Annotated in this window: 28 protein-coding genes; 15 read left to right on the forward strand and 13 right to left on the reverse strand. The window is 70.3% G+C overall.

The features are described 5' to 3' along the window. Nucleotides 1-148: 148 nt before the first annotated feature. The gene (locus QH290_RS24285) at nucleotides 149-739 is read right to left on the reverse strand and encodes a DUF8020 domain-containing protein (RefSeq protein ID WP_280264684.1); all 591 of its coding nucleotides are present in this window, start codon (nucleotides 737-739) and stop codon (nucleotides 149-151) included. 220 nt (nucleotides 740-959) lie between these two features. On the opposite strand from QH290_RS24285, the gene QH290_RS24290 reads away from it, so the two are divergent. Together QH290_RS24290 and QH290_RS24295 are read left to right on the forward strand one after the other, a co-directional pair. After that, complete coding sequence (locus QH290_RS24290) at nucleotides 960-1,694, forward strand: phosphotransferase enzyme family protein (RefSeq protein ID WP_342213761.1); 735 nt, start codon at nucleotides 960-962, stop codon at nucleotides 1,692-1,694. A gap of 283 nt (nucleotides 1,695-1,977) precedes the next feature. Beyond that, nucleotides 1,978-2,901: an alpha/beta hydrolase gene (locus QH290_RS24295; protein ID WP_280385344.1), complete on the forward strand. Its 924-nt coding sequence runs from the start codon at nucleotides 1,978-1,980 to the stop codon at nucleotides 2,899-2,901. Here the strand turns inward: QH290_RS24295 and QH290_RS24300 are convergent. Further along, nucleotides 2,887-3,492 carry a TetR/AcrR family transcriptional regulator gene (locus QH290_RS24300; protein WP_280385346.1) on the reverse strand — a complete coding sequence of 202 codons (606 nt, stop codon included), beginning with the start codon at nucleotides 3,490-3,492 and terminating at the stop codon, nucleotides 2,887-2,889. The genes QH290_RS24295 and QH290_RS24300 overlap by 15 nt on opposite strands. A gap of 392 nt (nucleotides 3,493-3,884) precedes the next feature. Here QH290_RS24300 and QH290_RS24305 point away from each other — a divergent pair, with 392 nt between their 5' ends. The 3 genes from QH290_RS24305 to QH290_RS24315 all read left to right on the forward strand — a co-directional run bounded on the left by QH290_RS24305 (nucleotide 3,885) and on the right by QH290_RS24315 (nucleotide 5,478). Beyond that, a complete protein-coding gene (locus tag QH290_RS24305) occupies nucleotides 3,885-4,091 on the forward strand; it encodes a hypothetical protein (RefSeq protein WP_280264688.1) in 207 nt (68 codons plus the stop codon). 71 nt (nucleotides 4,092-4,162) lie between these two features. After that, nucleotides 4,163-4,639: a carboxymuconolactone decarboxylase family protein gene (locus QH290_RS24310; protein WP_280264689.1), complete on the forward strand. Its 477-nt coding sequence runs from the start codon at nucleotides 4,163-4,165 to the stop codon at nucleotides 4,637-4,639. An 11-nt stretch (nucleotides 4,640-4,650) separates the two neighbouring features. Next, complete coding sequence (locus tag QH290_RS24315; RefSeq protein WP_280385348.1) at nucleotides 4,651-5,478, forward strand: endonuclease/exonuclease/phosphatase family protein; 828 nt, start codon at nucleotides 4,651-4,653, stop codon at nucleotides 5,476-5,478. Nucleotides 5,479-5,487: 9 nt separating this feature from the next. Here the strand turns inward: QH290_RS24315 and sigJ are convergent, their stop codons facing one another. The 7 genes from sigJ to QH290_RS24350 form a co-directional block, all read right to left on the reverse strand. Continuing rightward, nucleotides 5,488-6,396: an RNA polymerase sigma factor SigJ gene (gene sigJ / locus QH290_RS24320; RefSeq protein WP_280264691.1), complete on the reverse strand. Its 909-nt coding sequence runs from the start codon at nucleotides 6,394-6,396 to the stop codon at nucleotides 5,488-5,490. Nucleotides 6,397-6,487: 91 nt separating this feature from the next. After that, nucleotides 6,488-6,682, reverse strand: a complete 195-nt coding sequence (locus QH290_RS24325) for a hypothetical protein (RefSeq protein ID WP_280264692.1) — start codon at nucleotides 6,680-6,682, stop codon at nucleotides 6,488-6,490. 105 nt (nucleotides 6,683-6,787) lie between these two features. Further along, nucleotides 6,788-8,335, reverse strand: coding sequence for a GMC family oxidoreductase (locus QH290_RS24330; RefSeq protein ID WP_280385350.1), 1,548 nt, complete (start codon nucleotides 8,333-8,335; stop codon nucleotides 6,788-6,790). Further along, nucleotides 8,332-9,846: an aldehyde dehydrogenase family protein gene (locus QH290_RS24335; protein ID WP_280385352.1), complete on the reverse strand. Its 1,515-nt coding sequence runs from the start codon at nucleotides 9,844-9,846 to the stop codon at nucleotides 8,332-8,334. The genes QH290_RS24330 and QH290_RS24335 overlap by 4 nt, the downstream gene beginning before the upstream one ends. After that, the gene (gene betT, locus QH290_RS24340) at nucleotides 9,843-12,002 is read right to left on the reverse strand and encodes a choline BCCT transporter BetT (protein WP_280385354.1); all 2,160 of its coding nucleotides are present in this window, start codon (nucleotides 12,000-12,002) and stop codon (nucleotides 9,843-9,845) included. The genes QH290_RS24335 and betT overlap by 4 nt, the downstream gene beginning before the upstream one ends. Nucleotides 12,003-12,047: 45 nt before the next feature. After that, nucleotides 12,048-12,932, reverse strand: coding sequence for a hypothetical protein (locus QH290_RS24345; RefSeq protein WP_280385356.1), 885 nt, complete (start codon nucleotides 12,930-12,932; stop codon nucleotides 12,048-12,050). Nucleotides 12,933-13,022: 90 nt separating this feature from the next. Next, entirely contained in the window at nucleotides 13,023-13,646 is a 624-nt protein-coding gene (locus QH290_RS24350; protein ID WP_280385357.1) for an NAD(P)-dependent oxidoreductase, read from the reverse strand. Nucleotides 13,647-13,827: 181 nt separating this feature from the next. On the opposite strand from QH290_RS24350, the gene QH290_RS24355 reads away from it, so the two are divergent. The 9 genes from QH290_RS24355 (at nucleotide 13,828) to QH290_RS24395 (ending at nucleotide 21,993) form a co-directional block, all read left to right on the forward strand. Beyond that, nucleotides 13,828-14,277, forward strand: coding sequence for a Zn-ribbon domain-containing OB-fold protein (locus QH290_RS24355; protein WP_280385359.1), 450 nt, complete (start codon nucleotides 13,828-13,830; stop codon nucleotides 14,275-14,277). 38 nt (nucleotides 14,278-14,315) lie between these two features. Further along, nucleotides 14,316-14,759, forward strand: coding sequence for a Zn-ribbon domain-containing OB-fold protein (locus QH290_RS24360; protein WP_342213763.1), 444 nt, complete (start codon nucleotides 14,316-14,318; stop codon nucleotides 14,757-14,759). After that, entirely contained in the window at nucleotides 14,752-15,828 is a 1,077-nt protein-coding gene (locus tag QH290_RS24365; protein ID WP_280385363.1) for a lipid-transfer protein, read from the forward strand. Before QH290_RS24360 ends, QH290_RS24365 begins: the two co-directional genes overlap by 8 nt. After that, nucleotides 15,825-16,985 (forward strand): thiolase domain-containing protein, encoded by a 1,161-nt coding sequence (locus QH290_RS24370; protein WP_280385365.1) that lies wholly within the window; start codon nucleotides 15,825-15,827, stop codon nucleotides 16,983-16,985. Before QH290_RS24365 ends, QH290_RS24370 begins: the two co-directional genes overlap by 4 nt. Nucleotides 16,986-17,002: 17 nt before the next feature. Further along, nucleotides 17,003-17,785 carry an enoyl-CoA hydratase-related protein gene (locus QH290_RS24375; protein WP_280385373.1) on the forward strand — a complete coding sequence of 261 codons (783 nt, stop codon included), beginning with the start codon at nucleotides 17,003-17,005 and terminating at the stop codon, nucleotides 17,783-17,785. Between the two features lie 20 nt (nucleotides 17,786-17,805). After that, the gene (locus tag QH290_RS24380; RefSeq protein WP_280385367.1) at nucleotides 17,806-19,008 is read left to right on the forward strand and encodes a thiolase C-terminal domain-containing protein; all 1,203 of its coding nucleotides are present in this window, start codon (nucleotides 17,806-17,808) and stop codon (nucleotides 19,006-19,008) included. A gap of 20 nt (nucleotides 19,009-19,028) precedes the next feature. After that, nucleotides 19,029-20,633 carry a fatty-acid--CoA ligase FadD8 gene (fadD8, locus tag QH290_RS24385; protein ID WP_280385369.1) on the forward strand — a complete coding sequence of 535 codons (1,605 nt, stop codon included), beginning with the start codon at nucleotides 19,029-19,031 and terminating at the stop codon, nucleotides 20,631-20,633. Nucleotides 20,634-20,652: 19 nt separating this feature from the next. After that, the gene (locus QH290_RS24390; RefSeq protein ID WP_280267346.1) at nucleotides 20,653-21,321 is read left to right on the forward strand and encodes a CerR family C-terminal domain-containing protein; all 669 of its coding nucleotides are present in this window, start codon (nucleotides 20,653-20,655) and stop codon (nucleotides 21,319-21,321) included. 171 nt (nucleotides 21,322-21,492) lie between these two features. Next, nucleotides 21,493-21,993: a hypothetical protein gene (locus tag QH290_RS24395; protein WP_280267347.1), complete on the forward strand. Its 501-nt coding sequence runs from the start codon at nucleotides 21,493-21,495 to the stop codon at nucleotides 21,991-21,993. 6 nt (nucleotides 21,994-21,999) lie between these two features. On the opposite strand, the gene QH290_RS24400 is transcribed toward QH290_RS24395, so the two are convergent. Beyond that, a complete protein-coding gene (locus tag QH290_RS24400) occupies nucleotides 22,000-23,274 on the reverse strand; it encodes a glycosyltransferase 87 family protein (protein ID WP_280267349.1) in 1,275 nt (424 codons plus the stop codon). A 2-nt stretch (nucleotides 23,275-23,276) separates the two neighbouring features. Beyond that, entirely contained in the window at nucleotides 23,277-24,530 is a 1,254-nt protein-coding gene (locus tag QH290_RS24405) for an MFS transporter (protein ID WP_280385371.1), read from the reverse strand. Between the two features lie 56 nt (nucleotides 24,531-24,586). Here QH290_RS24405 and QH290_RS24410 point away from each other — a divergent pair, with 56 nt between their 5' ends. Then, nucleotides 24,587-25,129 (forward strand): CGNR zinc finger domain-containing protein, encoded by a 543-nt coding sequence (locus tag QH290_RS24410; protein ID WP_280267351.1) that lies wholly within the window; start codon nucleotides 24,587-24,589, stop codon nucleotides 25,127-25,129. A 2-nt stretch (nucleotides 25,130-25,131) separates the two neighbouring features. On the opposite strand, the gene QH290_RS24415 is transcribed toward QH290_RS24410, so the two are convergent. Beyond that, a complete protein-coding gene (locus tag QH290_RS24415) occupies nucleotides 25,132-25,563 on the reverse strand; it encodes a nitroreductase family deazaflavin-dependent oxidoreductase (protein ID WP_280267352.1) in 432 nt (143 codons plus the stop codon). Between the two features lie 70 nt (nucleotides 25,564-25,633). Then, nucleotides 25,634-26,218, reverse strand: a complete 585-nt coding sequence (locus QH290_RS24420) for a TetR/AcrR family transcriptional regulator (RefSeq protein ID WP_280267353.1) — start codon at nucleotides 26,216-26,218, stop codon at nucleotides 25,634-25,636. Nucleotides 26,219-26,366: the final 148 nt, after the last annotated feature.

Genomic DNA, 26,366 nt, shown 5'->3' on the forward strand with positions numbered 1-26,366 from the left:
CGCCCGGCCCCCCCCCCCCCACGAGCCGCCCGCCCCCCCCCCCGAACACCTTGTCCAACCGGGTCCACCACCCACCCCCCCCCCCCCCCCCCCCGGCCGGGGGGGGGGCCACCCGGGGGGCGCCCCCCGCCCGGGCAGTTCGCGGGCGTCAGATGACGAAGAAGCCTGCGATGCAGCCGATTACGGCGCCGGCGACCAGGCCGATGAACAGGCCGGGGATCGAGCCGAGGATGAGTGCGATCAGGCCGAGCACGGTGCCGATGGCGCCGAAGACGGCGGCGCCGACGGCACCGCCGGCGATGCAGCCGAGGACGCCGATGTCCTTGAGCTGCGCCTGGGCGGCGATCTCACGCACGCCGTCGTTGTAGGTCTCCGTGCTGACCGGGCCTCGGCTGTCGCGCGGCCAGACCGTGAGGGCGCTGCCGTCCTCGTTGACCTCGGCGCGCAGCCGGACGGGGTAGCCGCCGAGTTCGTATTCGGTCGGGATCTGTTCGACGACCGCTCCGTCCGGGGCCGCGACGGTCACCATCGTGCCGTCCTCAGAGAGCGTGAACTTGCCCTCGTTCAGGCGCGTGGTCACACCCTGGTGATCGTCGGACAGGGTGGAGGAGTAGGCCAGCCCGCGGTCCTGGCCGCCCACCGTCAGCGGCTGCTGCGCTTCGCCGTGGGCGGTTGCCGTGGCCATGACCGTGGCGGCGATGGTCAGCATCGATGCCGCCGCGAATTTCCTGAACTGCATGTAGTCGCCTCTCATTCGATGTGGAAGGCCGGTACCGGCGCTTCCGTGAACTGGGGACAGAGCTCAGATCAAATGCACGGACATTGCTATCACAGAACCGGTCGGTCGGTATGTAACTAAGGGCTTGCAGACTCCACGCGGCGTTGCGCCCGGAGCGGCCGGACGGGATCGCGGGCGTCGGCGCGACGGTCGGCCGGTGGTGGGGCGATAGGGTGGTCGGATGCTCGATGACGTTGTCGCAGAGGCGATTCGGCGGGGGTGGGGGCTAGAGGTCGATCCTGGGGATGTCGAACGGCTGCATGGCGGGCAGGAATCTGTCGTGGTCCGGGTGGGTGACCGGGTTGTTCGTGTCGGTCCCTCGTGGCGCGGGGTCGATGATCTGCGATGGTCCGGGCGGGTGGCCGTGGCGGCGGCGGTGGAGGTCCCCGAGGTGGTCGCGCCGATATCCACCGTCGACGGTGCGGGTGTGGTGTGTGCGGCGGGACGGCCGATCACGGTCTGGCCCTTCGTCGCCGGAACCCACGGTGACGAGCGGGATGCGGATCAGCGGCGACAGGCCGCCCAGTTGCTCGCGCGTGTGCATCGGGCCCTCGAGCGCACGACCTTCGAAGCACCGCCGCATCGCACCGTTCCCGAGGTCGCCGTTCCCGACCTCGCCGATGCCGAACTGGATGCGTGGCTCGACGATTTCCGGGCCGGGCATCGGCGGCGGCATGCGGTCCACGGCGACTTCTACGCCGCCAATATCCTCGTCCGGTCCGGCACCCTCGTCGGGCTCGTCGACTGGGACGAGGCGACGCTGGCACCGCCGGAATGGGAACTCGCCGGTGCCGCATGGGAGTGGGGCGACGGCCTCACCACCCTCGACCTCACCGCGGCCCGCCGGTTCATCGAGGACTACCTCCGGGTCGGCGGAACCGTCACCGCCATGGACGAGACCACGCTCCGTCGCTGATCCGTTCCCGGATCAGGTCCGAGGTCGCCTACGACCGCGCGACCACCGGCCCCGACGGCCTCAGCGCGGAAGACCGGGCCTATCAACGTCGCCAACTGCAGGCATTCCGCGCGCTGCGCCCGAATCCGGCACGAAACATCCCGTAACTGATCAGGTAAACGCGAGTTGCTTCGGGCTCGAATGGGTTGCCACTCGGGTTCCCCTGTCTCACAACGGTTTCCGATTACTCCGGGTGACGTTTATGCGAGTTGTCCGCCAACCTCGCGGGCGCGACGCTGGAGGGATGAACCACCGCGCGTACGCCGAATTCCTGCCAGCCGAATATCGGGCGGCACCCCTGCCCGAGCCGACGTCCTCCCGGTGGGAGTGGCACCGGCATCGAGTGCACCTGTTGCGCGCCGTCGATCCCGATGCGCCGGTGCGGATGCTCGTGGTGCACGGGGCGGGCGGGCATGCGGCGATGTTGTGGCCGCTGGCCGGGCGCGCGGCCGGTGCGGGTGTCGAGGTGATGGTGGTGGACCTGCCGCTCTACGGCGACACCGCCGTCTCGGACCCCGCCGCGGTGCGTTATGACGACTGGGTCGAGCTGCTGTGCGATCTGGTCCGCGCCGAGACCACGGCCGATCGGCGACCGCTGGTGCTGTTCGGCGCGAGTATGGGCGGCATGCTCGCCTATGAGGCCGCCGCCCGCACGAGGGCTGTCGCGCACGTCGTGGCGACCTGTCTGCTCGATCCGCGCGACCCGCGGGCGCGCCGGGCGGCCGCGCGCTGGTCTGTCACCGGCCGGTTCGCGCCGCAGCTGTTGGCGCTGGCCGACCCCGTGCTCGGCCGGATGCGTATTCCGATCCGCTGGCTCGTCGATATGGGGAGTATGAGTGCGAATGCGGAGCTGTCGCGGTTGTGCGCGCGGGATGCGAGGGGCGGCGGGACGAGCGTTCCGCTCGGCTTCATCGCCGACTTCTTCCGCTACGAGCACACGCTGCCGCAGGAATTCGATTGTGCCCCGGTCACATTGGTGCATCCCGCCGCCGACCGATGGACACCGCCCGAGCTGAGTACGCGGTTCCTCGACCGGATCGCCGGTCCCACACGGCTGGTCCTGCTCGACGGCTGCGGGCACTTCCCGGTCGAGGAGCCCGGGGTCTCCCAACTGGCGTCGGCACTGCGCTCGGTGCGCGACGAGGTCGCCAGCTCAGCCGCCGGATGACGACGGCGCCGGTGTGAGTTGCCGGACGACGGCCATGAGCTGCTCGCCGGTCATCGCGTGCCGGGGCGCGACGCGGTGCACCTGGGCATCGACGGTGTGGACGAGGACGGCGGCGGTGCGCCGCGGGTCGCCACCGCCGCGCCCGCAACGACGCAGGTGATAGGCGACCTCGGCGGTCAGATAATCCTCGAACGCGCCCATCGCGGCCAGATCCGACGCGTCGCGCGGGACGACACGATGCATCAGCGCATGCAGCGCCGGGCGGTGCCGATGCAGCTCGACCACGACATCCACGATCGCGCGCATCGTGTCGTCGAACGGCGGCTGCGTCCGCCGCAGCTCGGTCAGCACGGCCCCCAGCCGGGCGCCGCCCTCCAGGACGTGACGTTGTGCGAGCGCGTGGAGCATGGCGTACTTGTTCGGAAAGTACTGGTACAGAGTCCCGATCGACATCCCGGCGCGTTCGGCGATGCGGTTGGTGGTCGTGGCGAGCCCGTCGCGGGTGAACGTCTGCGCGGCCGCCTCCAGCAGCGTGTCCACCGTGAACCGGGACCGCTCCTGCCGCGGCAGCCTGCGGGGTTTGTCAGCCATAACACCACTCACGATACGGGTGTCATCGCCACGACCGCGCCGTGCAATGGCCCGACGAATGATCCACGGTCACGGCTCGTGACCGGCGGGAGCGGCACCCCGGCGGTGCTCATCCACGGCTGGCCGCGAACCTCGTGGCCGGAGAATCCCGGCTTCGCCACCGCCGAGCTGCCCCGCTTCCTCGCCGAGTAGCCGCCGCCCCCGGCACAAGGGACTTTCGGCACCGAACCGGGACCCGTGCGGCTATCGGGGGCGGTAGCGGGGCCTGGCTGAAGGATGTGAAACCACCGTCGAAAGTCGTTGCTGGCGATCCCGCCTAGGCTCGGTTCGACCGCCGGAATGTGCGGCGGCAGAGCCGGGATGACGGAAACGCCGGGAACAGGGAGATGTGGATGCGTCTGGTTTCTTTGCTGCTGTTCGTGTGGTTGATCATCGGGGTGGTCGCCGCCGGTCAGCGCGGGTACCTCACCCGCGTGACACAGGAGTGCCGCGACTTCGGCACCATCGCGCTGAATGTGCTCGCCGGACCGCTGAACTACACCGGCGTCGACCCCGAGGTGACCGACTGCAAACTCCCCGAACCGAGTTCGACTCCGTAGCTCGCACCTCACATCTGACCGGGGTGCCCCGTCGTAGGGGTGAAGTCGTTCACCGCAGCTAGGAGTTCACCATGCAAGCGCGCATGAATCTGTTCGACAATCCCGTGACGGCCAAGTCGCTGAAGTACCTCGTCTCGGCGGGCAAGGCGCTCGGGGATTCGACACTGCCACGGTCCACGCAGGAGTTGGTGCGGCTGCGGGCCAGCCAGATCAACGGCTGCGGTGCGTGTGTCGACATCCACACCAAGGAGGCCGCGGCCGACGGGGAGACCGCGGTGCGTCTGCACCTGGTCGCGGTCTGGCGCGAGGCGACGGTCTTCACCGACGCCGAGCGTGCGGCCCTGGAACTGGCGGAGGAGGGCACCCGCCTCGCCGACGCCGCCGGTGGCGTATCGGACGAGGTCTGGGCGAACGCCGTGCGGCATTACGACGCGGACCAACTCGGCGCCCTGGTCTCGCTCATCGCCAACATCAACGCCTTCAACCGCCTCAACGTCATGACCCGCCAGCACGGTGGCGAATACCGCGCGGGCCAGTACGTCGTCTAGCTGGAGACTCGATGCAATTACGGATCCTCACGATCAATGTCCAGAACCGGGAGGGCGACCCGCGCCGGCTCGCCCTGCTGAACCGGGAGTTGCGCCGCATTGCCCCCGATATCGTGGCGCTGCAGGAGGTCGTCGACGCCGATCACCTGGCCGAACTGCTGGAGGGCACCGGACTGCACGGCACACACCAGTCCGAGGCGATGGCGTACACGCCGCCGTTCGCCGATCGGTACGGCGGCAACGCGGTGGCCTCGCGCTGGCCGCACAGCATCGCGGAGGTGTTGGATCTGCGCGTGGCGGGGGCGGCCGACGTGCCCTGGTGCACGCTGGCGGCCCGGGTGCCGCTGCCGGGGGAGGGTGAGGTGCTGTTCATCGCCGCCACCGCCTCGTGGCGGCTGGATGCCGAGGCCGTCCGCGAGCAGCAGGCCGTGGCGCTCGCCGATCTCGACGCGCGGCATCGCACCGAGCTGCCGACGATCATCGCCGGGGACTTCAACGCCGGGCCGGACGCGGCCAGTATCCGCTATCTCACCGGGCGCCAGTCGCTTTCGGGGCGCAGCGTGCACTATCACGATGCCTGGGAGGTCGCGGGCGACGGGCCCGGCCACACCTGGAGTGCCGACAACGGCAATGCCGCAGCGCTTTTCGACCAGATCGTGCGCCAGCCCGGCCATCGGCGCCGGCTCGACTACGTGTTCACCGGGTCGTGGCACGCCCATCCGCGGGCGCGATGCGAAATCCGTTCCGCGGGTCTCGCTTTCGACCAGCCCACCGAGGGCGTGTGGCCCAGCGACCACTACGGGGTGGTCGTCGACGTCGAAATCGGCCGGGACGGGTGAGCGGGCGCGTCAGCCCGCCGTCCACGGCCGGAGCTTGTCGGGGTTGCGAACGCCCCAGATGTGCCGGATCCGGCCGCCGGTGACGTCGAAGGCCATGACCGTCACGGTGGTGCCCTCGTGCTGCAGCACCAGGCCGGGCTGGCCGTTGACGGTGCGGTCGAGAATGGTCAGGTCCGGCACCCGGGCGGCGAGATCGAGGAGATAGTGCGCGATGAGCGCGCTGCCCTCGACCGGATGCAGCGCCGCCCGCACGAGGCCGCCGCCGTCGCTGACCACCGTGGCGTCGGGGTCGAGCAGGCCGATGAGCCCGTCGAGGTCCCGGGCCTCCCACGCCCGCTTGAACTCCCGGACCACCTGCGCGTGCCGGTCCGCCGGGGCGCCGGGGTCCCTGGCGGTCCGGGTGCGGCGGCGGGCCGACGAGGCGAGCTGACGGCACGCCGCCGGGGACCGGCCGACGATCTCGGCCACCTCGCCGAAGGAATAGCCGAAGACGTCGTGCAGCACGAGCGCGACGCGCTCGGCCGGGGTCATCGACTCGAGCACGACGAGGAAGGCCATCGTGACCGACTCGTCGAGGGTGATCCGGTCGGCGGGATCGGTGGCGGTGTCGCCGTCGGGCAGCGGTTCCGGAATCCATTCGCCCACATAGCTTTCCCGGCGAACCCGGGCCGAGCGAAGCAGATCCAGGCAGATCCGGCTCGCGACGGTGGTCAGCCAGCCGCCCGGGGACTCGACGGCGGCCCGCTGTGCTTCGGACATGGCATACCAGCGGGCATAGGTCTCCTGCACCACGTCCTCGGCCTCCGACAGCGAGCCGAGCAGCCGATACGCGACATTGATCAGCTGCCGCCGCTCGCTCATGATCGTGTTCAGGTCCGGATCGTGCCCGTCGCCGACCGCATCCGATGCAGTGCCCATGGCCGCGTCGCCCTTCCTTGGTCGTCCGCCCCTCATCTGTAAGACGAGACAGCGCCACGGAGTGTGACGTCGGCGGAACGGATCCGGCGGATCAGGAGGACCACAGCTCGGGATGCGGAAGATCGGCCAGTAGGTCGGTGACCTCGTCGTCGATGTGGACATCGACGCCGTGCTGGGGCAGTTCGGTGGCCAGGCGCGCCGCGATCGTCGGGGCGGTGCGGTATCGGAGCACGACGCCGTGCGAGAACCGCATCTGTACGCGGACTGGGGCCCTGGTTTCCGACATTGCCGTCACTTCACCTGATCGGTCGCTACACGTTGGCATTCAGCATCTTTCGAGCAGAGGCCAGTGTATCGGTGCCGCCTCGACGGCGCTCGAGAGCCCGGTGCCTCAGCGGCTCGCGGCGACCAGCTCCGCGCAGCGCTCGCCGACGAGCATGACGGTGATGTTCGGGTTCACGGTGGTGTGCTCGGGGAAGACCGAGGCGTCGGCGACGCGCAGCCCCTCGACGCCCTTCACGCGCAGCTGCGGGTCCAGGGGGCTCAGCGGATCGTCGGCGGCGCCCATCCGGACCGTGCCCGCCGGATGATAGACGGTGTTGTGGGTGCGGCGGATGTAGTCGGCCAGCTCGCCGTCGGTCCGCGCGTCCGGCCCCGGGTACAGTTCGCGGGCCACCCAGTCGGAAAGCGGTGCGGCCGCGGCGATCTCGCGCGCCTTGCGCAGGCCCGCGATCATCACGCGCATATCGTGGCCCTCGGGGTCGGTGAAGTAGCGCGGGTCGACCCGCGGCTTGTCGCGGAAGTCGCGCGAGCGCAGCCGGACGGTGCCCCGGGAGCGGGCGTGGGTGACATTCGGTGTGAGACAGAAGGTCTCGTCCGCGGTCGGGTAGCCCTGCCGCAGCGTGTGCATGTCGAACGGCACGCTGCCGTAGTGCATCATCAGGTCGGGCCGATCGAGCCCGTCGACGGTCGTGGTGAAGATGCCGATCTCCCACCACTGCGTCGAGCTGCGCACCATTTTCCGCTTCGTCTCGAAACCGATGACGCCCTCGGGGTGGTCCTGCAGGTGGGCGCCGACACCGGGGGAGTCGGCGAGAACCTCGATCCCGTTCTCGCGCAGGTGATCCGCGGGTCCGATGCCCGACAGCATGAGCAGCTTCGGCGAGTCGATGGCCCCGGCGCAGACGATGACCTCGCGGTCGGCCGAGATCCGGGTGGAGCGCCCGAACGCGTTGTCGATGATCTCGACACCCAGGGCCCGCCCGCCCTCGATCACGACCCGCTTCGCCCACGAGCCCGTCCGCACGGTCAGATTCGGCCGGTCCAGATTCGGGTGCAGGTAGCTCACCGACGAGGACGACCGGATGCCGTCGGCGCGGCTGTTGATCTGAAAGAAGTTGGCGCCGTTGACCACCGTGTGCCCCGAGTTGAACTCGGCGCGCGGAATCCCCACGGACGCACAGGCATCGAGCACCGCGACACCGCACGGATCGTCCGGCGGCACCGTCATGATGTGCACGGGGCCGCTGCGGCCGTGGTGGTCGCCCGGGGCATCGTTGGTCTCGATCCGCGAATACAGCCGGTACACCGAGTCCGAACCCCAACCGGCACACCCGTGGTCGCGCTCCCACGAGTCGAGGTCCTCGCGCGGCGCCCAGAACGCGATGCAGCTGTTGTGCGACGAGCAGCCGCCGAGCACCTTCGCGCGGGCGTGCCGCATGAACGAATTGCCGTTCTCCTGCGGCTCGATGGGATAGTCCCAGTCGTAGCCCGATTCGAGCAGCTCCATCCAGCGGTCGAGCCGCAGGATGGCGTCGTCGCCGACGTCGGACGGCCCGGCCTCGAGCAGGCAGACCGTCACCGACGGGTCCTCCGACAACCGGGACGCCACCGCCGCACCGGCGGAGCCGCCGCCGACGATCACATAGTCGTAGTTCACTTCTGCTCCCCTCGCTCGGCGAACCAACCGGTGACACCCGGCCGGAGATTCTCGTAGACGTGCTTGGCCTCGCGGTACTCGTGCAGGCCGGACGGACCCAGTTCGCGGCCGACACCGGAATGGCCGTAGCCGCCCCACTCGGCCTGCGGCAGATACGGCCCGAAGTCGTTGACCCACACCGTCCCGTGCCGCAGCCGGGCGGCGATGCGCCGCGCGCGGGCGGCATCCGACGACCACACCGCCCCGGCCAGGCCGTACTCGGTGTCGTTGGCGATGGCGACCGCCTCGTCCTCGGTGGTGAACGTCTCGACGGTCACGGTCGGCCCGAACGCCTCGTCGTGCACGCACGCCATGGCACGGGTGGCGCCGTCGATGACGGTCGGCAGATAGAACCAGCCGTCGTCGAGGTTGCCGGAGCCCTGGTCGCCGGTGGCGAACGCGCCGCCGGTGCGGATGACGGCGCCGTCGGCACGGGCCTGCTCGACGTAGGCGTGCACCTTGTCCCGGTGCGCGGCGGAGATGAGCGGCCCGGTCTCGGTGCCCTCCGCGAAGGGCAGCCCGATCCGGATCTGCTCGGCGCGCCGGACCAGTTCGTCGACGAAACGGTCGTGCGCCGACGCCTCGATCACGAGGCGCGCGCCCGCCGAGCACACCTGGCCGGAGTGCAGGAAGGCGGCGTTCAACGCGTTGTCGACCGCGGTGGCCAGCCGCTCGTCGGTGTCGCAGGCGTCGGCGAAGACTACATTCGGATTCTTGCCGCCGAGCTCGAGGGCCACCTTCTTGACCGTCGCGGCCGCCTCGCGGGCGATGACCCTGCCGGTGACCAGGCCGCCGGTGAACGACACCAGGTCGACGTCCGGATGCGCCGACAGCGGCGCCCCGGCGGTGGCGCCCGCGCCGAGCACCAGGTTCGCCACGCCCGGCGGCACGCCGAGATCGTGCAGCACCGACAGCAGCAGGATCGCCGTATGCGGGGTCAGCTCGGCCGGTTTCAGAACGAACGTGTTGCCCGCCGCCAGCGCCGGGGCGACCTTCCACGCGGCCTGCAGCAGCGGATAGTTCCACGGGGTGATCAGCCCGCACACCCCGACGGGTTCGTAGACGATCCGCGAGTCGACGTCGGGGGAGCCCGCGTCCACGACCCGGCCCGCGTCCTCGGCGGCCAGCTTGCCGAAGTACCGGAAGCAGTTCGCGATATCGGACATGTCGATATCCGACTCGTACGGCCGCTTGCCGGTGTCGAGGGTCTCGGCGCGGACGAACTCGTCGCGGCGGGTGTCGATCGCGTCGGCGACCCGCAGCAGCAGATCCCCGCGCTCGGCCGCCGCGGTCTCGCGCCAGGGGCCGCCGTCGAAGGCGCGGCGGGCGGCGGCGATGGCGGCCTCGGTGTCGGCCGCATCCGCTTCGGCGACCACGCCGACGACGGAATTGTCCGCGGGGCAACGGATCTCGCGGGTCTCGCCGGAGGCCGCGGGCCGCCAGGCGCCGTCGATGTAGAGGGTGTCGCTCATGCGCTCGGTGTCCCTTCCGGATCGCTGTCGGTCACGTCGTCATCGTCGGATGTCGGCTCGTAGTGGTCGGTCGCGGAGCGCCGCAGGTGCAGGTAGGCGAGGTGGCGCTCGTACTGGTCGAGGATGTCGCCGATGATCTGCTCGCGGGTGTAGCCGTTGAGCGAGTAGCCCTGCGAGCCCTCGGCCAGGTACACCTCGCAGCGGAAGTAGCGGTCCGCGGAGCGCTGCGCGAGGACCGCGTAGGTCGGGCTGGGCGCCGACACCGGCCAGACGCAGTATTCGAAGCGAGGATCGCTGGCCTGGTCGACCAGCAGGCTCGGCGACGGCATGCCCTCGCTGCGCCCGGATTCGTCGACGGTCGCGGTGATTCCGGTGCGGTTGAACTCGTCGGCGACCTCCCGCATCGCCGGAATCACGGTGTTGGTCACGAACTTCCGCGTCGCCGTCGCCCCCGGGTACTGCGTGGTGGCCAGCAGTCGGCGGCGCCAGTTGCCGTGCCCGGTGCCGCGCCCGGCCGCGATGGCCTTCGGCAGCGTCGTGCGGTAGCTGTCGAGCTTGTAGGACTCGGTGTGCAGCGAGCGCAGCAGCGCGAAGCCGATGAGCCCGAGGATGAACGAGAACGGCAGCCCCATGATGATGGTGGCGTTCTGCAGCGTCGCGATGGATCCGCCCGCCCCGGCGAACAGCATCGACAGCGTGAGCAGGCCGATCGCCGCGGACCAGAAGATGCGGGTGCCGGTCGCGCAGTCGGCCATCGGATCCGGCAGTTTCGAGGTGAAGTTGCCCATCACCAGCGACCCGGAATCGGCGCTGGTCACGTAGAACAGCAGACCGGTGAAGGTCGCGATGCCGAGCAGCAGCGGCGCGCCGGGGTACTGCTCGAGCAGCGAGTAGAAGCCGACCTCGGCCCGCTCGGCGGTCGCGGTGGCGAACTCCTTGTCGCCGCGGGCCACGTCCAGCGCGCTGTTGCCGAAGATCGAGATCCACATGACGATGAAGCTGAACGGCACGACGAGCACGCCGAAGATGAACTGCCGCAGCGTGCGACCGCGGGAGATGCGCGCGAGGAACAGGCCGACGAACGGCGCCCACGCCACCCACCACGCCCAGAAGAACAGCGTCCAGGAATCGAGCCAGGTGCTCGGCTGGTTGGCCGTCTCGGGATTGCGGTCCCAGGCGAAGGTGTCGAGCGTGCGGTCGAGGAAGGTCGACAGGTAGTCGCCCGTGTTCTCGGTGAGCCCGTTGAGCAGGAAGTCGGTGCGGCCCGCCACCAGGATGTAGATCAGCAGCGCGATCGCCATGATGACATTGAGCTCCGACAGCCGCCGGATGCCCTTGTCGACGCCCGTCGTCGCCGAGATCGTCGTGATGACGATCGACAGCGCGATGAGCCCGATCTGGGCGGCCTTGCCCTGCGCGATGCCGAACATCTCGTGCAGGCCGTAATTGAGCTGCACGACACCGATACCCAGCGAGGTGGCGATGCCGAAGATGGTGCCGAGCACGGCGGCGACGTCGATCGCGTCGCCCCATCGGCCGTGGATGCGCTTGCCGAAGATGGGGTGCAGCGCGGCCCGGATGGTGAGCGGCAGATTGCGCCGGAACGCGAAATAGGCCAGCGCGCCGCCCATGAGCGCGTACATCGCCCAGCCGGTGACGCCGTAATGGAAGATCGTCCAGGTCACCGCCTCGCGGGCGGCGTGATTGGTCTCGGCCGGGCCGACGGGCGGCTTGATGTAGTTGTAGACGGGTTCGGCGACGGAGAAGAACATCAGATCGATGCCGATGCCCGCGGCGAACAGCATCGCCGTCCAGGTGAACAGGCTGAACTCGGGGCGCGACTCCTCCGGACCCAGCCGGAAGTTGCCGTACTTGCTGGCGCCCAGGAACACGACCAGTCCGACGAGAAACGTCCCGAGCACGAAGTACCACCAGCCGAACCAGGTGGAGATGAAGGTCTTGACCTCCCCGACCACCGTCTCCGCGCCCTCCGGCGAGGCGAGTGCCCAGATCGCGAAGGCGAGCACGATCCCGGCGGCGGCGAGAAAGACGGGCTTGTTGACCGAACGGCGATCCGCCACGGGATGCAGGGGGCCGGTGGCGTCGCTGTGCGCAGCGGTCTCGGCAGGGTCCGGCGGATCGCTGGCGCCACTCATGGGAGGAACGCTAGCCGGGATCTGCCGCCGTCGGTTCGAGGCGCGCTAGTTGTCCGGTGGTTTGCCGAGGCCGGTGGTGAAGCGGTCGAAGATCTCGGTGGGGCGGACGGTGAAGCTGTCGTCGGTCTCGTGTGCGGTGGCCGCGAGTTCGAGATGTCCGGCGCGCCACCAGTACACCCACGGGTTGATCGGCCACGGTTCGTCGGCGTAGGACACCGCCGCCAGCTGGGCCAGGACGGCGACGGCCCCGACCACCTCGGGCCCGTCGACGGGGTAGGCGTAGACGGACTGCTTCGACGGCATGATCAGCACCGCACCGCCCCGGCCGGTCACGGGGTAGTCGCCGAGCCAGCGGGCATGCGCGGTCAGATATTCGGGCCCGGTCAGCATCGAGATCGGCGGGAGGTTCTCGGCCAGGGGCACGTCGAAGCGATGCCGCTGCACCTCGACTCCGGCGTCGCGCCGCACATTGCGTTCGGCGAGCGTGAACAGGTCGAATTCGCTGATGGGCCAATACCGCAACATCTCGTAGGTGACCGGGGTGACCGTGTGCACGCGATCGATGAGGACCCGCTGGATCAAACCGGGCGCGACCACCCGCCGCACCACGTCGGCGCCGACGGATTCGGTGGCGTACAGGCGGGTCCTGATCAGCCCGCGCATGGCCGCGAAATCGGTGTAGTCGAGCGGGTCGTCGCGATCGGTCTCGATCGTGATCGCCCGGGTGTCGACGTAGTCGGCGACCAGCGCCGCCCACTGGTCGGCCGGGCGGGCCGCGGCCAGGCGCCGCATATTGCCCAGCGCCAGGGTGAACGTCGTGGGCCCCGACAGGGTGACGACGTCGGGGCCCGTCATCTGGCAGGCGTATCCGCGCCGGCGGGCGGCGGACTGCACGAGCGACAGCAGCCGATCGTGGTGCGCGGTGGACATTCCCGGCTCCCCCTGTTTCCAGTCGATGGGTGGTTCGCGACCACCGTAGGTCTGGATCCCAGTGTGCTGCACGGCGTACGGCGGCGGCATTCAGGAGGAGATTCCGGGTGTCCGGTGCAGGTAGGTCGAATCGGTCACCTGCTCGACCAGGAACGCCGCCACGTCCGCGCGCGAGATCTTCAGGGCGAGACCCTTTTCCGAGGCGGACAGGTCGCGGCGGTACGTGCCGGTGGCCGGGCCGTCGGTGAATGCGCTGGGCCGCACGATGGTCCAGTCGAGGTCGCTGCCCTTGACGTAGTCCTCCTGTCGGCCGTGATCGGCGTAGGCCTGGCGCAGCAGCATGCCGAACAGCAGATACTTCCAGACGAAGTTCAGGTTCGGGCGGCTGTCGCCGACGCCGAGACTGGACATGCACACCAGGCGCTTCACACCGGAGCGGGTCATCGCCTCGATCACGGTGCGGGTGCCCTCGGCGCGCACCACGCCCTTGCGGCCCGCGCCCAGCGTGACCACCACCGCGTCCTGCCCGGTGACGGCCCGCTGGACGGCGGCCGGATCGAGGACGTCGCCCTCCGCGATGCGCAGGCGCTCATGGGTTTTCGTGATGTTCTCCGCACTGCGCGAGTAGGCCGTGACCTCGTGGCCCCGCGCGAGCGCCTGCTCGACGACGAGCCTGCCGATGGTGCCGCTGGCGCCGAAGACTGCGATTCTCATAACTGCTCCAACCTCGTGAAATGCACTGGATCGTGCTGGGATCCAGTACACCCGGCGGCGGCGCGGCGAACCATCGTTCACAGTCTCGCCGACATAAGCGAGCGTCGGCCCGTCCGTCTTTCAAGCACTTGATTCAATCAGTTGATTGCGGCAGACTGCTCCCAAGGGAAGGAGCTGCCGGATGCCTGGTGACATGGAGAGCCTGTGTGCGCCCTACGAGATCGAGTTCCCGTTCGAGAGAACGGTCGGGCCGATCGTGGGGACGTTTCTCGCCGGGCTGCGGGAGCGGCGGCTGATCGGCGCGCGCACCGACCGCGGCGCCGTGCTCTGCCCGCCCGCCGAATTCGACCCGGTCACCGGGCGCGCCCCGACCGAGCTGGTGGAGCTGGAGCCCGTGGGCACCGTCGAGTCGTGGACCTGGGTGCCGCACCGGCCCGGTGATCCGGTCGAGGGCGATTTCGCCTGGGCGCTCATCGCCGTCGACGGCACGGAGGGCACCTTCTTCCACGCGCTGGACGCGGGCGGGGATCCGGCGCGCATCCACCGGGGGTTGCGGGTGCGGGCGCGCTGGGCCGCGGAGCGGCGCGGCGAGCTGGGAGACCTCGTGTGCTGGGAACCGGAGGAGATGTGAAACAACCGAAACAGCCACTGCCGGAACCGGTTCGGCTGATGCCGACACCGCTGCGCATGGAGTACACGTTCGTCGCCGGGGTGGGGCGCTCGGCGTTTCTGCGGGGGCTCGCGCGGCGGCAGCTGCTGGCCCGCACCTGTCCGTCGTGCCGCCATGTCTATCTGCCCGCGCCGGAATTCTGCGCCCGCTGCCTGGTCGAACTGGAGGCGCCCGCCGAACTCGACGGGCGCGGCACCGTCTCGACCTTCTGCGTGGTGAGTTTTCCGTTCCCGGGACAGGAGATCGAGCCGCCGTACGCGGTCGGCTACATCCAGCCGCACGGCGCCGACACCCGGCTGATGCACCTGATCCGCGAGGTCGATCTCGCGCAGGTGCACATCGGCATGGAGGTCGAACCCGTCTGGGCCGACGGCGATCTGGAGCCGTCGTGGATGAGCATCCGTCACTACCGGCCCACGGCGGCGGAGGTTCGTCATGCGTGATATCGCCGTCGTCGGCTTCGCCCAGTCGCCGTGCCTGGCCGCCAATCGGCGCGACGATATGGCGGGCATTCTGCTGCCGGTGATCCGGGAGGCCCTGGCCGCGGTCGAACTCGACCGGGACCGAGTGGATTTCGTCTGTTCGGGCAGCCACGACTTTCACGAGGGCCGCACCTTCGCCTACATCGACTCGCTCGACGCCGTCGGCGCCTGGCCGCCGATCGCGGAGTCGCACGTGGAAATGGATGCCGCGTGGGCGTTCTACGAGGCGTGGACGTGGCTGCAGCTGGGGCAGGGCGATATCGCGCTGGTCTACGGCATCGGGCGCGGTTCGCTGCCCGGCGATCTGGATCAGGTCGTGCCCACGCAGCTCGATCCGTACTACCTGACGCCGCTGCGGCCGCATCGGGATGCGATCGCGGGGGTGCAGGCGTGTGCGCTGGTGCAGGCGGGGGCGACCACCGAGGCGGAGATGGCGCGAATCGTCGCCCGCAGCCTGGCGGACGCGCGGTCCAATCCGTACGCGCAGGTGTCCGGCGACCATGAGGTCGAGGCGCTGCTCGCGGCACCGTATGTCGCGTCTCCGCTACGGCGCCACGATATTTCGCCGGTCGGCGACGCGGCCGTCGTCGCGGTGCTCGCGGCCGATGACACCGCCAGGAACCTGTGCGAGCGGCCCGCCTGGGTGCGCGGGGTGGACCACCGGATGGACGGACACTACCCGGGAGCGCGCGACCTGACCCGCGCCCCGTCGGCGGCCCTCGCGGCCGAACGGGCCGGTCGCGCAGCGGGATTCGGGCCGGGCGAGGTCGACGTCGCCGAGCTGCACGTCGAATACTCCGCGCAGGAGCCGCTGCTGGTCCGTGAGTTCGGCCTGGGCGCCGCGACGGCGATCAACCCGTCGGGTGGTCCGCTGGCCGGTCGGCCGACCACGGCGACGGGCCTGCTGCGCATCGGCGAGGCGGCCCGCGAGATCCACTCCGGCCGCGCCCGCCGCGCCCTGGCGCACGCCACCAACGGCCAAGCGCTGCAACAGAATATGGTCTGCCTCCTGGAAGGTGATCCGGCGTGAGTGAGCCCATTGCCGTCATCGGTATCGGCCAAGGTAAGCAGGCCAAGCGGCGCGAGACGACCATCGGGGCCCTGGTGCGAGAGGCGGTCGCGGCCGCGATGGCCGATGCCGGACTGGAACTCGGCGACGTCGACGCGATCGTGCTGTCCAAGACGCCGGACCTGTTCGACGGCGTGATGAATCCCGAGCTGTACCTCGCCGATGCGCTGGGTGCCCGCGGGCTGCCGGTGACGCGGGTGTTCACCGGCGGCAGCGTCGGCGGGCACGCGGCCATCTACGGCGCGCACCTGATCGAGGCGGGCCTGGCCCGGCGGGTGCTGGTCGCCGCGTATTCCAAGGAGTCCGAGGGCAATTTCACGTGGGCGCTGTCGCGGGGGCTGCCGTTCAGCGCCAAGCTCGGCGCCGGGGCGGGCGGGCATTTCGCGCCCGTCATCCGCGAGTACATCCGCCGGTCCGGGGCGTCCGAGCACATCGGCTGGCAGGTGGCGGTGAACCATCGGCTCAACGCCCTGCGCAATCCCTATGCGCACGTGCACATGCCGGATATCTCGATCGAGCAGGTGCGGGAATCGCGGATGCTGTGGGATCCGATCCGCTACCTCGAGTCGTGCCCGTCCTCGGACGGCGCCGCCGCCATCGTGCTGACCGGCGCCGCCGACGTCGGGAATCCGGAGCGCCCGCCGGCGTGGATCCACGGCATGTCCTTCCGCACCGAGACCGGCCATTTCGCCGGGCGCGACGAGGTGAACCCGCGCGCGGGCGCCGAATGCGCCGCCGACGCCTACCGGCAGGCCGGAATCGCCGATCCCGCACGGGAAATCGACACCGCCGAGCTGTACATCCCCTACAGCTGGTACGAGCCGATGTGGATGGAGAACATCGGCCTGGCCCCGCTGCACGAGGGCTGGAAGCTCGTCGACGACGGCACCACCCGCTTCGAGGGCAGGCTGCCGGTGAATCCGTCCGGCGGCGTCCTGTCCGGGAATCCCACGGGCGCAACGGGTCTGGTGCGCTTCCTGGAGGCCGCCCTGCAGGTCCGCGGCATGGCCGGGGACCATCAGGTCCCCGATGCCCGCCGCGCCATCGGCCACGCCATGGGCGGGGCCTCGCAGTTCCACGCGCTGTGGGTCGTGGGCAGTGAAAGGCCGACATCGTGAGTGGCACAGCCGATTCCGTGCCCGCCGAACCGCTGCTGGTGGAGCGCAGCGGGCCCGTGGCGGTGGTGACCATGAACCGGCCGCATCGGCGCAATGCCATGGACCTGGCGATGATCAATCTGCTGGCCGGGACCTGGGACGAGATCGACGCCGACGACGAGATCCGGGTGGCGATCCTGACCGGGGCGGGCGACACCTACTGCGTGGGAGGCGATCTCGGCGACGGCTGGATGACCGGCGGCCGGGGCCGGGCCGACTACGATCCGGCGGCCATCGGCCGGGGCCTGCTGCTCACCGGCCCGCTGCGCAAGCCGCTGATCGCCGCGGTCAACGGGGCCTGCCTGGGCGGCGGCCTGGAGATGTTGCAGCAGACCGATATTCGCGTCGCCGAGGAGCAGGCCACGTTCGGACTGCCCGAGGTGCAGCGCGGGCTGATCCCCGGCGCCGGATCGACCGTGCGGCTCAAGCGGCAGATCCCGTACACCAAGGCCGCGGAGATGATCCTCACCGGCGATCCGCTGACCGCCCGCGAGGCATACGAATTCGGCCTGGTCGGACACGTCGTTCCCGCGGGCGGCGCGCTGGCCCGGGCACACGACATCGCGGACCGCATCGCCCGCAACTCGCCGCTGGCGGTGCAGCACGCCAAGGCGTCGCTGCTCGCCAGCGGGTGGCTGGCGGAGGAGGACGCGCGGAAGATCGAGGGCCGCTTCGTCCGCGAGGTGATCGCCTCCGACGATGCCCGGGAGGGGCGAAAGGCGTTCGTGGAGAAGCGGGAACCGAGGTTCACCGGGCAATGACCGCACCGACAGGAGACAGTATGCGACGGGTATTCGTCGTCGGCGTCGGCATGACGCCGTTCGTGAAGATCGGCTCCCGCGAGTGGACCTATCCCGAGATGGTGGGCGAGGCGGTGCGCGGGGCGCTGGGCGATGCGGGCATCGGCTACGACCGGGCGCAGCGCGCGGCCGTCGGCTACGTGTTCCAGCCCTCGGCCGCCGGGCAGCGCGCCCTCTACGACATCGGCCTGACCGGAATCCCGGTCGCCAACGTGAACAACAACTGCGCCACCGGATCCACCGCGCTGATGCTGGCCCGCGAGTGGGTCGGCGGCGGGCTGGCGGAGGTGGCGCTGGCCGTCGGATTCGAGCAGATGACGAAGGAGGCGATGGCGGGCCCGGCGACCAGGCCCGCGGTCACCACCGTCGACCATCATCTGCGCGTGATGGCCGATCAGTACGACTTCGGCACCGCGCCGATGACCACCCAGTTCTTCGGCAACGCCGCGCTCGAGCATGCGAAGCGCTACGGCACCACCCCCGAGCAGCTGGCGCGGGTCGCGGTGAAGAACCACGAGCACTCCACCCGAAACCCCTTGGCGCAGTTCCGGAATGCCTACACCCTGGAGCAGGTGCTCGGCGATCGCCCCGTGCACGGGCCGCTCACCCGCTCGCAGTGCTCGCCGATGTCCGACGGCGCCGCGGCGGCGGTGCTGGTGAGCGAGGACTTCGTCCGCGAGCACGGCCTCGAGGCGCAGGCCGTGGAGATCCTCGCGCAGGAACTGGTCACCGACGGCGCCTCCGCCTTCGACACCGGATCGATGATCGACGTCGTGGGCGCGCCGATGACCCGCGCCGCGTCCCGGCGCGTATTCGACACCGCGGGCCTCACCATCGCCGACGTGGACGTGATCGAACTGCACGACTGCTTCTCGATCAACGAGCTGATCACCTACGAGGCGCTCGGCCTGTGCGGCGAGGGCGAATCCGGCGCGCTGGTGGAATCCGGCGCCACCACCTACGGCGGCACCTGCGTGGTCAACCCGTCCGGCGGGCTGATCTCCAAGGGCCACCCGCTCGGCGCCACCGGCCTGGCCCAGGCGACCGAACTGTCCTGGCAGCTGCGGGGGATCGCCGGTGACCGGCAGGTGCCGGACGCGCGAATTGCGCTGGCGCACAACCTCGGTCTCGGCGGTGCCTGCGTCGTCACGCTGTACGCGGCCCCATCGATCGGAAACCACTGAACCTCGGAGCTGAAATACCTATGAGCACAATCGATCCCGATACTCGGCTGCGGCTGCCCGTACACAATGGGCACAGCCTGCTGGCCGGGCTGCGCCGCCACCGCAACGTTCCCGTGCTGACGCTCGGTGACACCGTGCTCACCGGTGGTGAGGTGCTGGATGCGATCAGTCGCTACATCGCCGCGTTCGCGGCCCACGGCGTCGACACCGGCACCCCGGTCGGAGTACTCGCGCTGAACCGTCCGGAGGTGCTGTTCACCATCGGCGCGGGTCAGGTGCGTGGGCATCGGCGCACCGCGCTGCACCCGATCGGCGGGCTGGACGACCACGCCTACGTGCTGTCGGACGCGGGCATCACCACCCTGGTGCTCGATCCGGTACCGGCCTTCGTGCAGCGCGCCCGGGAACTGGTCGACCGGGTGCCCCAGCTGACCCGCGTGCTGGTCCTGGGCCCGGTGCCCGACGAACTCGCCGACGTCGGCGTCGACCTGCTCGCCGCCGCCGACAAGTTCGAACCGGAGCCGATCGAGGCCGCCGAACTGCTGCCCGACGACGTCATCTCGATCAGCTACACCGGCGGCACCACCGGAAAACCCAAGGGCGTCATCGGTACCGCGCTCACCATGGCCACCATGACGCAGATCCAGCTGTCGGAATGGGAGTGGCCGAGGCGGCCGAAATTCCTGATCTGCACGCCGCTGTCGCACGCGGGCGCCGCGTTCTTCCTGCCGGTGGTCCTGCTGGGCGGGCAGTGCGTGGTCGTGCCCCGGTTCGATGCGGGAGAAGTGTTGCGCGCCATCGAGGAACACAAGATCACCGCCACCATGCTGGTGCCGTCGATGATCTACGCGCTGCTCGATCACCCGGATATCGCGACCCGCGATCTGTCGTCGCTCGAGACCGTGTACTACGGGGCCTCGGCCATCGATCCGACGCGCCTGCGGCAGGCCATCGACCGGTTCGGGCCGATCTTCGCCCAGTACTTCGGGCAGTCCGAGGCCCCCATGGCGATCAGCTATCTCGGCAAGGACGAGCACGACGAGCAGCGGCTGAGCTCCTGCGGGCGTCCGTCGGCGGCATTGCGCGTCGCACTGCTCGACCCGGACGACAATGTCGTCGCGCCCGGCGAGGTCGGTGAGATCGGCGTATCCGGTCCGCTGCTGGCGGGCGGCTACCTGAATCTGCCCGAGGTGACCGCGGAGACCTTCCGCAACGGCTGGCTGCGCACCGGCGACCTCGCCCGCGCCGACGAGGACGGCTTCCTGCACATCGTCGGGCGCAGCAAGGACATGGTGGTCACCGGGGGGTTCAACGTCTTTCCCCGGGAGGTGGAAGACGTTGTCTCCGAACATCCCCGGGTGCGCAGCGTGGCCGTCGTCGGGGTGCCCGACGCGCGCTGGGGCGAGGCCGTCACCGCGGTCGTCGTGCTCGCGCCGGAGGCGGCGGACGATCCGGCGGCCGTCGCGGAGGTGACCGCGCAGATCCAGGAGACGGTCAAGCGGCGCAAGGGTTCGGTGCAGGTGCCCAAGCACGTTCTCGTGGTCGAGGAGCTTCCGCTGACGGGTCTGGGCAAGCCGGACAAGAAGGCGGTGCGGGCGCTCGCGGCGCAGCGCCTGGGTCTGTGACCGAAGCCGGAATCCTACAATGCGCCACGTGACGAGTGCAGCGAGCGGCGGAACCGAACTTCGCGTGAGCGATGAGGAACTGGCCATGCCGACGGACCGGCGGCTGGTGCTGGCCGCGGAGCGGCTGTTCGCCGAGCGCGGCATCGACGGCGTCTCGCTGCGCGCGGTGATGTCGGCCGCCGGTGCGAATGTCGCCGCCGTGCACTATCACTTCGGATCCAAGGACGCGCTGGTCGAGGCGCTGATCCGGCAGCGCAGCGATATAGTCGCGGTCCGGCGCGCCGCGCTGCTCGACGAGATGGAGCGTTCGGGCGCGGTCACCTCGCGCGGGCTCGCCGAGGCATTCGTGATCCCGGTGTGGGAGATGGCGACGGGGGAGGGGGCGTCGTGGGTGAAGTTCATCGCCGGGATCGTCGGCGGTGGGCATCCCGCGTTGACCGTCGTGGCGGACGGTTTCGCCGATCAGGCGGTGCGGTTCATGTCGCTGCTGGGCCGTGCCGTCCCCGAACTCCCCTCCGGCACAATGCGTTTCCGCCTGGCCCAGGCCATGACGCTGACCTTCCAGGTGCTGGGCGATCTGGACCAGACCCAGAACCTGCTCGCGATCTCCGGCGTGCGGCTCGGGCCCGACGAGGTCTTGACCGAACTGGTCGATGTCGTGACCGCGATCCTCGCGGGCCCGCCCTAGGGCCCAGATTGTGAGATTCGCCCTCGATTCCGATAGACAACCCCTCTGATTGCTGAGAGTATGCCCGCGTGAAGTGCGATGGCGGTTCGGCCTGGTGATCCCATCCGTCCGCATCGCGAAAGGTGGGACGACACCGGTCTCCGACAGGGGAGCGGTACACGAGGGGGTCGTGTGGCGACGACTGCGCAACTGCGGGCGGTACTGGCGGTCCTGCAGGTCGGTGCGGACGACTTGGCGGCCGGTGCGACAGCGCCGGATCGGTCGGTCGAGCACGCCGAGCTGGCCGGTTTGCTGCACCGCGTCATCAGCAAGGAGCTGCGAGAGGTGATCGTGGCGGCACCGCTCGGCGAAACCGAGCGCCGCTGGTCGGCCGCCAATGCCGTGCAGCCCGGCGAGGTGGTGCTCTCGGAGCAGGCCCAGTTCGATGCGCGCTGGCTGCGCGATCGCATAGCAACTCTGGTGTCCCACAGCGGACCCGACCCGATTCCCGCGCTGCTGGCCGCCGCGGTCCAGGCCGTCGATGCCGCCACGGCGTTGCTGGCCCTGGCGCGCGACCCGCACGGCATGGGCAGCCAGGACGCCTGGCAGGCCGTCATCGACGATCTGGCCACCGCGTTCCACCTGGTCAACGACGAGCACAACGGCATCACCCAGCCGATCAGACAGGGGTGAAAGCCGCTATGCCGCCGCGGGTTCGGCCCGGTCGGCGGATCGCCGCAGGTAGTAGGCCGCGGCCACGAACAGCGCGAGGGTCAGCCAGATGTAGGCGTTGTGGTAGAAGACGCCCAGGTGGGCCCGGGACGGCAGGGCGATGATGCTGCTCATGGTGGGGTCGTAGAACGACAGCACGCCGCCCGAGGCGACCACCGCCGCCACCACCAGGCCGAGCGGTGCGGCCAGGCCGCGGCGGCGCAGCGCGAGGTCGGTCAGGTAGATCAGCAGCGGGGCCAGCCAGACCCAGTGGTGCAGCCAGCTGTACGGCGACACCGCGGTGGTGGTGAGCCCGACCAGAACCACCGCGGGCAGCTCGTGCCCGGTCAGCGACAGCCGTCGCGCCAGGATCAGGCAGATCGCGGCGACCGCGAGTGCGCCCGCGAGCCAGAGCAGTTGGTGGGTGCCCGCCACGCCGATGGTCCGGGCGACCATGCCGCGCAGCGATTCGTTCTGCGGGTTCTCCGGGACACCCACGCGGGTCGGGTCGGCGAAGGCGCCGCTCCAGAAGGTCAGCGAATCCCTCGGCAGGGCCGCGAGTCCGACGAGCACGGTCGCGGCGCAGGCGGCCGTGGCCGTCGCGGCGGCGCGATAGCGGCGGGTGACCAGGAAATAGACCACGAAGAAGGCGGGGGTCAGCTTGATTCCCGCCGCGATCCCGGTCAGCGCGCCCTTCCAGCGCGAGGAGTCCGGCAGCGCGGTATCGGCCAGCACGAGCAGCAGCAGGAAGATATTGATCTGCCCGAACGCCATCGTCTCGCGCACCGGCTCGCACCACATCAGCAGCCCGGCGGCCGAGCCGCCCGTCACGAGCAGCCGCAGGTCGCGGCGGTAGCCGAGCATCGACAGCGCCGCCCAGCAGGACGCGGTCAGCATGGCGAAGTCGCCGAACGCGCCGGCGTAGGTGAACAGGTCGCCGCGCAGCGCGACCAGCGGCAGGAACACCAGCGCCGCGAACGGGGTGTAGACGAACTCCCAGACGCCGCGGGTATTGCCCAGCAGCGGGGTGTCGTAGATGGAGACGCCGTCGACCACGCGATTCGCGGCGATCTGGTAGACGCCCAGATCCTTCAGATGCAGCAGGATCGGCGGCGCGTCGACGACCTGCTTGGCGTAATATCCACCGGCCACCGCGCCCAGCACGAGCAGCGCCCAGAACGCCGCGGCCGGGATGGGTCGGCGCTGCGGGGCGACGCCGGTCGAGGACGGCGCCGCCGCGTCCTCGATCGTCGATACCGACACGCTCACTCCCAACGATCGGGGCTCCGAACCGGCCCCACGGTAGTAGCAGCGGGGCCGGTGGCGCCAACCGGACGGTGCGGACTCGAACGGTTCGCTCGGATCAGCGCGATGACCAGGCCGAGGGCCACCACCGACAACCCGCCGCCGAGCGCGCCGACAGCGGACAGGCCCGCCCGATCGAGCGCCACACCGCCCAGGCCCGCACCGATCACGATGCCGACATTGAATCCGGACACCGCGAACGACAGCGCGAGTTCGCCGCCCGGACCGGCGGCGCGATGGATCGCGGATTGGATCACGGGAACGAACGACCACGCGGCGAGCTGCCAGACCGCGACGAGCACGACCGCTCCGAGGGCCGACGCGGTGGCGGGCAGCACGAGCGACAGGGCCACCATGGTCACGGCCGCGGTGCCCGCGAGCGCCGCCCGGGGATGCGCATCGGCGAGCCGCCCGCCGAGCAGGTTGCCGAACACCGCGCCGAGCCCGGCGAGAAACAGCACGCCGGTGACCGCGGCGTCGCCCAGTCCCGCACGGGAGTGCAGAAGTGGTGCGAGATAGGTGAACACGGCGAACGAGCCACCCCAGAACACCACGATCGCGCCCAGCCCGAGCAGCACCGGCCGACCGCGCAGGGCGGCGAATCGCTCCCGCTGGGAATGGGATCGGTCGCCACGCAGCGGCGGCAGCAGGCGGTGGTTGAGCGCGAGGGCGGCCAGCGCGGGCACGGCCAGGCCGCCGAGCGCGAGGCGCCAGCTGAGCCCCTGGCCGAGCAGGGTGCTGGCGGGCACGCCGAGCGCGGTGGCGGTGCTGACACCGGCGACGATCGTCGCGATCGCCCGTGCGCGACGGGGTTCGGCGGCGAGCCGGGCCGCGGCCGCGATGGCGGTCGCGAGGTAGAGACCCATCGTGGCGCCGCTGACCACGCGGGAGGCGAGCAGTACCGGATAGTTCGGCGCCAGCCCCGCGACCACATGGCCCGCGGCGAACACCGCCAGGGTCGCGACGAGTACGCGACGCCGGTCGGCCCCGGCGAACACCGCGGCGAGTACGGGCGCGCCGAGTGCCAGGGCCAGGGCGTTCGCCGTCACCAGCTGACCGGCCGTGCCGGGGCTTGTGTGCAGGTCGTCCACGATCTGCGGTAGCAGGCCCACCGGCACGAACTCGGTACACGCCACGGCGAACGCGCCCGCGAACAGCGCTGGCAGCCAGCCGCGCCGGTCGGTCTCGGGGAGTGCCTGAGCTGTAACCGTCATACATCCAATGCTGGTTACGACACCGGTGTATGTCAATAGGCGGTTACCATGGGCTCATGCATCCGAAGGATCCGTCGACCGCGCCGCTGCCGTTGCGCTGGGTGGAGGACCTGATCAATACGCGCAGCCTGGTGTACGGGACCGACGACCTCGCGGACGCGCAAACGCTGCGCCGCTGGTTCGTCGAGCGTGACCTGCTGGCCGCGGGGCACGCGGTGGCCGAAGCCGACCTGCACCGGGCGATCCGGCTGCGAGAAGGGTTGCGGGCGTTGCTGATCGGCCGGGAGGAGCCCGGCGTCGACGTCGGCGATCTGGATCGGTTGGGGCGGGAGCTGCCGCTGGTGGTGCGGTCGGCGGGCGGCTGCGCGCGGCTGGTGCCCGGGGCGCCGGAGTCGGCCGAAGCGGCACTGGCGCGCCTGCTGGCGATCGTGGTGACCGCGACCGCGGACGGCACCTGGGGCCGCCTCAAGGCATGCCGCAACCCCGGCTGTCGCTGGGCCTATTACGACCACTCGCGCAACAGGTCACGCACCTGGTGCTCGATGGAAACCTGCGGCAACCAGGCGAAGGTTCGGGCCTTCCGGAGCCGGTCCGGGTAGCCTCACGGGTTCGGGGTCAACAGCACCAGGGGGATCTCGCGGGTGGTCTTGCGCTGGTAGTCGCCGTACCCCTTGAAGACCTCGACGACGCGGGGCCAGAGGGCGGCACGCTCGGCTTCGGTGGCGATCCGGGCCGTCATCGGCCGCTTGGGGCCGCTCTGCACCGACACCTCGACGGCGGGGTTGTCGCGCAGGTTCAGAAACCACGCGGGATGGGTGGGATCGCCGCCGCGCGAGGCCACGATGACGATCGTCTCGTCGTCGATGATCGGCGCGGTCAGCATGACGCTGCGCGGTGCGCCCGACTTGCGGCCGATCGTGGTGAGCTCGAGGGCGGGCATTCCCACGATGGTCCGGCCCAGCCTTCCGCCGCTGATCTTCAGCAGCGCACGGTGAATGGCGTTCTGAACCTTCAGCTGGGTATCACTGGGCATACCGCGCAATATACTTCAGCGCGCGGCATACCGGAGCCCCTGAGCCACAGCGGATCTCGAACGGGGCGCCTCAGATGCTGCCGCCGATCACCGTGGTCACGATCCTGCGAACGGATTCGGGGTCCGGCGCGCCGCCTTCGCCGCCCGCCGACAGCAGGTGGCCGGAGCCGATGAGCGTGAGGCCCAGGGTGTCGACATCGGCATCGGCGGGGAGTCGGCCCAGGTCGCGCTCGGCGGTGAGGTAGGCGGAGATCATCGCCCCGGCCTCGGACAGGACGGGCAGGCCGGTCGCCCCGGCCCGGCGCAGGCGGGCGCGCAGCTCGTCGCGGAAGGTGATGAGCGGCACGATCGCCACGGCCACCGAGCCGAACACGGCCACCAGCGCCTCGGTGAGATTGTCGACAATCGTTGCGGTGCCTGCGGATTCGCGCAGGGCCGCGGCCCGCGCCCGCATCCGCTCGGTGCGGTCGAGGACCAGCTCGGCGAGGAATGCGTCGAAATCCTCGAAGTGCCGGTGCAGTACGCCCTTGGCGCAGCCCGCCTCGGCGGTGACCGCCCGGCTGGTCACCGCGGCCGCACCGTCCCGGAGCAGGATGCGCTCGGCGGCATCGAACAGTTGCTCCCGCACATCGCGCAGGGCGACTCCGGTCGGCATCTCTCTCCTTCCGTTCATCGACAACCTCAGGTTGACGAGTGGGGGGGGGGGGGCCCAAAAATTGAGAGTAGCGACGGAAAAAAAAGAGAGACACAACCCCCCCCCCGCCCCCCCCCCCCCCCCACGCGCCGCCGGACGAAGCGGAGGG

The sequence above is a fragment of the Nocardia wallacei genome (assembly GCF_029869545.1).
GTDB lineage: Bacteria > Actinomycetota > Actinomycetes > Mycobacteriales > Mycobacteriaceae > Nocardia > Nocardia wallacei_A.

What these genes read in the sequence shown, in the direction of transcription:
- QH290_RS24285 (WP_280264684.1), bottom strand. Translation starts at nt 739, where the DNA reads ATGCAGTTCAGGAAATTCGCGGCGGCATCGATGCTGACCATCGCCGCC.
- QH290_RS24290 (WP_342213761.1), top strand. Translation starts at nt 960, where the DNA reads ATGCTCGATGACGTTGTCGCAGAGGCGATTCGGCGGGGGTGGGGGCTA.
- QH290_RS24295 (WP_280385344.1), top strand. Translation starts at nt 1,978, where the DNA reads ATGAACCACCGCGCGTACGCCGAATTCCTGCCAGCCGAATATCGGGCG.
- QH290_RS24300 (WP_280385346.1), bottom strand. Translation starts at nt 3,492, where the DNA reads ATGGCTGACAAACCCCGCAGGCTGCCGCGGCAGGAGCGGTCCCGGTTC.
- QH290_RS24305 (WP_280264688.1), top strand. Translation starts at nt 3,885, where the DNA reads ATGCGTCTGGTTTCTTTGCTGCTGTTCGTGTGGTTGATCATCGGGGTG.
- QH290_RS24310 (WP_280264689.1), top strand. Translation starts at nt 4,163, where the DNA reads ATGCAAGCGCGCATGAATCTGTTCGACAATCCCGTGACGGCCAAGTCG.
- QH290_RS24315 (WP_280385348.1), top strand. Translation starts at nt 4,651, where the DNA reads ATGCAATTACGGATCCTCACGATCAATGTCCAGAACCGGGAGGGCGAC.
- sigJ (WP_280264691.1), bottom strand. Translation starts at nt 6,396, where the DNA reads ATGGGCACTGCATCGGATGCGGTCGGCGACGGGCACGATCCGGACCTG.
- QH290_RS24325 (WP_280264692.1), bottom strand. Translation starts at nt 6,682, where the DNA reads ATGTCGGAAACCAGGGCCCCAGTCCGCGTACAGATGCGGTTCTCGCAC.
- QH290_RS24335 (WP_280385352.1), bottom strand. Translation starts at nt 9,846, where the DNA reads ATGAGCGACACCCTCTACATCGACGGCGCCTGGCGGCCCGCGGCCTCC.
- betT (WP_280385354.1), bottom strand. Translation starts at nt 12,002, where the DNA reads ATGAGTGGCGCCAGCGATCCGCCGGACCCTGCCGAGACCGCTGCGCAC.
- QH290_RS24345 (WP_280385356.1), bottom strand. Translation starts at nt 12,932, where the DNA reads ATGTCCACCGCGCACCACGATCGGCTGCTGTCGCTCGTGCAGTCCGCC.
- QH290_RS24350 (WP_280385357.1), bottom strand. Translation starts at nt 13,646, where the DNA reads ATGAGAATCGCAGTCTTCGGCGCCAGCGGCACCATCGGCAGGCTCGTC.
- QH290_RS24355 (WP_280385359.1), top strand. Translation starts at nt 13,828, where the DNA reads ATGCCTGGTGACATGGAGAGCCTGTGTGCGCCCTACGAGATCGAGTTC.
- QH290_RS24360 (WP_342213763.1), top strand. Translation starts at nt 14,316, where the DNA reads ATGCCGACACCGCTGCGCATGGAGTACACGTTCGTCGCCGGGGTGGGG.
- QH290_RS24365 (WP_280385363.1), top strand. Translation starts at nt 14,752, where the DNA reads ATGCGTGATATCGCCGTCGTCGGCTTCGCCCAGTCGCCGTGCCTGGCC.
- QH290_RS24380 (WP_280385367.1), top strand. Translation starts at nt 17,806, where the DNA reads ATGCGACGGGTATTCGTCGTCGGCGTCGGCATGACGCCGTTCGTGAAG.
- fadD8 (WP_280385369.1), top strand. Translation starts at nt 19,029, where the DNA reads ATGAGCACAATCGATCCCGATACTCGGCTGCGGCTGCCCGTACACAAT.
- QH290_RS24390 (WP_280267346.1), top strand. Translation starts at nt 20,653, where the DNA reads ATGCGCCACGTGACGAGTGCAGCGAGCGGCGGAACCGAACTTCGCGTG.
- QH290_RS24405 (WP_280385371.1), bottom strand. Translation starts at nt 24,530, where the DNA reads ATGACGGTTACAGCTCAGGCACTCCCCGAGACCGACCGGCGCGGCTGG.
- QH290_RS24410 (WP_280267351.1), top strand. Translation starts at nt 24,587, where the DNA reads ATGCATCCGAAGGATCCGTCGACCGCGCCGCTGCCGTTGCGCTGGGTG.
- QH290_RS24415 (WP_280267352.1), bottom strand. Translation starts at nt 25,563, where the DNA reads ATGCCCAGTGATACCCAGCTGAAGGTTCAGAACGCCATTCACCGTGCG.
- QH290_RS24420 (WP_280267353.1), bottom strand. Translation starts at nt 26,218, where the DNA reads ATGCCGACCGGAGTCGCCCTGCGCGATGTGCGGGAGCAACTGTTCGAT.